This window comes from Mesorhizobium sp. P5_C1 (genome assembly GCF_054049815.1).
In genome coordinates this window covers 1-3,811 of record NZ_JBFULQ010000521.1, presented here as the reverse complement: position 1 = coordinate 3,811, position 3,811 = coordinate 1, and the positions used below count along the sequence as shown (strand labels likewise).

The window sequence follows — 3,811 nt, the reverse complement described above, 5'->3', positions numbered from 1 at the left end:
CCATGAATGGCCGTCTTGGCATGAAGCCGACTGTTGCGAGACCGATTTCCCAAAGCGCGTCGCGTCCAATCTTACCAAAAACATGGGCACGGGGTCGCCCCCGTGCCCATGGCTTTTCACCTATCTCAATTGCACTTCGGCTTGGYGCTGTTACAGGCATCGACCAGTTCGGCCGGCGGATCCTTGTGGAACACGGTCTTGAAGGACTCCAGCACGTTGGACTGCACGACCGGCAAGGACTGGACGCCGACCCAGGCGGGCGTGGGTTCACCGATCAGCGCCTTCATCATCGCCAGCGCTTCGGCGACGCCCTGATCATAGGGGCGCTGCGAACCGGTTGCCTTCAGCGGCCCACCCTTGGCGATTTCGATCGCCGACTGCAGGCCGAGATCGACAGTGGTGATCGGAATGTCGATGCCTTGCGCGCGCATCGACGACAGAGTGTCGAGCGCCGGCTGATCCCACACCGCAAACAGGCCCTTCACATCGGGATTGCCGGTGAGGAAGTCGCCGGCGATCTGCGACACCTTGGAGGGATCAGTGAAATCGACCTGCTTCATGACGATGTCGGGCCGGTTCTTCTTCATCCACTCGCCGACGCCCTTGGTGCGCTCGTTGGTGCTGAAATAGTCGACGCCGAAATTCACCAGGCCGATCGTGCCGCCCTTCGGCATGCAGGAAGACAGGATCTGCGCCGCGATCTGGCCGTTGCCCTGGCTGTCGGCCGAGATCATCGAGGCAAAATCCTTTGGAGATTCGAGGCCAACCGGGATGCTGTCCATGAACACCAGCTTGATGCCGGCCTCGCCCACCTTCTTGTAGGTCGGCGCCGTCGCGGTGAAGTCGACCGGGATGGAAATGATGCCGTCGGGATGCTGCTGGATGGTGTTCTCGATATCGGCGATCTGCTTGTCGACTTGATATTCGGCCGACGCGACACCGGTCACGGTCACGCCATACTTGGCCAGCGTTTCGCTGATGCCTTGCACCTGCAGTTGCGACCAGTCGAGGTTCACCGTCTGCATGGAAATGCCGACCTTGAACTTGCCGGCCTTGACCTTGGCGGCTTCGTCGTCGCTCAACTTCAACTCGTCGGGCGAGGCTGCCTTTTCACCGTGCGGGCCCTGGCCAACAATGCCCTTGGGACCGAGCGTGGCCATGTCGACGCCGGTAACGCAGGTTTCCGGCGTTTGCGCCGAGCTTAGGGATGTTGAGAGCGCGAACGCGCTGGCGGCGATGCTCAATCCTAGGAAAAGCGAGTGGATTCGTGCCGAGTGCTTCATGACTTTCCTCCGTTGATCGTTGACGTCTCTGGTGCCGTTTGGAGCCGGCAATTTTCTGCTGAAATCCGCGGGCGCGCGCCTTACCTCCTCGTGAAGGCGACCGCGGCGACGATGACCCTTGATGACGAGTTGCAGCGACGAGCTGACGCCAAGCAGCACCAGCCCATTGTTGAGCGTGCCGATGATCAGGCTGCCGAGCAGCGTGCCCAGCACGAAACCGCGACCGCCGAACAGGCTGCAGCCGCCGAGGATCACCGAGGCGATGACATCGAGCTCCATGCCTTGCACGACATCGGGCCGTGCCGCGTGCGAACGCGCCGACAGGATCAGCGATGCCAGCCCGGCGAGCGTCCCGGTCAGCACGAAGGCCAACGTGGTGACCTTCTTGATATGGACGCCGGAATAGAGTGCGGCCGTCGGGTTGCCGCCCGCCGCATAGACGCGCCGCCCGTAGACGCTGTAGTGGAGCAGCAGGATGCCTGCGATCGTGACGCCAAGCGTCCACAGGATCGGCGCCGGGATGCCCAGCACCGAGCCTTCGCCGAAGATCGCGAAATAATAATCGTTGGTGATGATGACCGGCTTGGTGTTGGTGACCATCAGCGCCAGACCGCGCGCGCCGCTCAACGTGCCCAGCGTCACCAGGAAGGACGGGATTTCGAGGCGGGTGGTCAAGACGCCGTTGATCAGCCCGATCAGCGCCCCGGTGCCCAATCCCGCCAGCGCGCCGACGACCCAGTTGTTGGCGACGAAAGCCATGGCCAGCGACGCACTCATGCCCGAAAGCGCCAGCGTCGAGGCGACGGACAGGTCGATCTGCCTGGAGATGATGACGAACGTCATGCCGACGGCAATGATCGAGACCAGTGTCGTCTGGCGGCCGATGTTGAGAAAATTGTCGATCGACAGGAACCAGGGCGACGCCAGGCTGAAGACGATCAGCATGACGGCGAAGGCGACGTAAAGCATATAGGGGCGTTCGCCCTGAAGCAGATGCTGCAGCGCCGAGCGACCGCCTGGCTGGTTGGCGGCTGCCCCCCTTGCCACTGGTGGACTTGCCGGGCTTTGGGTGTCGGTCATGCCGCGTGCTCTTGCGATGGCTGCGAAAGTTGAATGAGGTGATGGAGATCCTCGGCGCTGCCGAATTCCTGTCTCAAAATCGTCTTGGTGATCCGGCCATCGACGACGATCGAGACGCGGTCGCAGAGCTGAAGCAGTTCGGAAAGATCCGAAGACACCAGCAGCACACCGCTTCCCGCCGCCGCTGCGGCGCGAATGACGCCGTAAATCTCCTCGCGCGCACCGACATCGACACCAACCGTCGGCTCGTCGAGCAACAGCACGCGCGGCCGCGGCTCGTTCCATTTGCCGAACACGACCTTCTGCTGGTTGCCCCCGGACAGGTTCTTCACCGTGGTCGATGCGCCTGGCGCCTTGACGGCCAGCCGATGCATGGCGGCGTCGGCGTGCTCGCTCGCCGAGCGGCGCTGCAGCCAGCCCAGGCGCGAGAAATACGGCAACCGTGGCAGGGTCAGGTTGCGCTCGATCGAATGTTCGAGGACCAGGCCCTGGACGTGCCGGTCCTCCGGCACCAGCGCTATGCCTCGCCGTATCGCCTCGGCCGGATCGGTTCCGTTCAGCGAAACGCCCTCGAGGCTGGCATCGCCCGACTGGACGGGCAGCAGCCCGAAGATCGTCTGCAGGATTTCGGTGCGTCCGCTACCGATCAGGCCGGCAAGGCCGTGGATTTCGCCGCTGCGCAGTTCGAGATTGGCCCGGTCCAGCCTGTCATTGCTGACGCCCCTCAATTCGAGCACGGGCTTTTCAGGGGAACCAGGGCGGGCAGAGGACATCACGCTTTGCCCCGCTGCCGTGGTGCCCGCCTTCAGAACGGCGTGATCCGGCCCGACGATCGCGCCGACCAATTGCCTCATACTGGTCTGTGACGTGATAAATGTTCCGGCGTTCTGCCCGTCGCGGAATACGGTCACCCGGTTCGAAATCCGGAAGACCTCATTGAGGCGATGCGTGACGTAGATCACCCCGACGCCCCGCGCGGCAACAGCACGGATCGCCTCGAACAGGATCTTCTCTTCATCGTCGGTCAGCGCCGAGGTCGGCTCGTCGAGGATGAGCAGGCGAACGTCGCCCATCAGCGCCTTGGCGATCTCGGTCATCTGGCGATAGGCAAAGGGCAGCGACCCGACCATGGCACGGGCATCGAGCGGGATGTTCTGTGACTTGAGGAAGGCTTCGGCCTGCGCCACCAGCTGGCGTTTTTTCAGGAAGCCGAAGCGGGTCTTCGCCTCTCGTCCCAGCATCAGATTGTCGGCAACCGAAAGCGATTCGACCAGGCTCAGATCCTGGTAGACCACCGCCACGCCGGCATCACGCGACTGGGCGGGCGAAGCGAACGAGACAGGCTCGCCATTGATCGCGATCGAGCCGCCATCATGCACATGCACGCCGCTTAGAATCTTGATCAGCGTCGATTTGCCGGCCCCGTTTTCACCAAGCAGGGCGTGCAC

At 62.9% G+C, this 3,811-nt stretch carries 2 protein-coding genes; both read right to left on the bottom strand.

Features of this window, described 5'->3' with window-relative positions; genetic code table 11:
- Positions 1-125 precede the first annotated feature (125 nt).
- A complete protein-coding gene (locus tag ACXJ7R_RS27080; RefSeq protein ID WP_457154504.1) occupies positions 126-2,363 on the bottom strand; it encodes an ABC transporter permease subunit in 2,238 nt (745 codons plus the stop codon).
- On the bottom strand, positions 2,360-3,811 hold a 1,452-nt coding region (locus ACXJ7R_RS27075), incomplete at its 5' end, for a sugar ABC transporter ATP-binding protein (protein ID WP_457154503.1). The genes ACXJ7R_RS27080 and ACXJ7R_RS27075, both read right to left, overlap by 4 nt.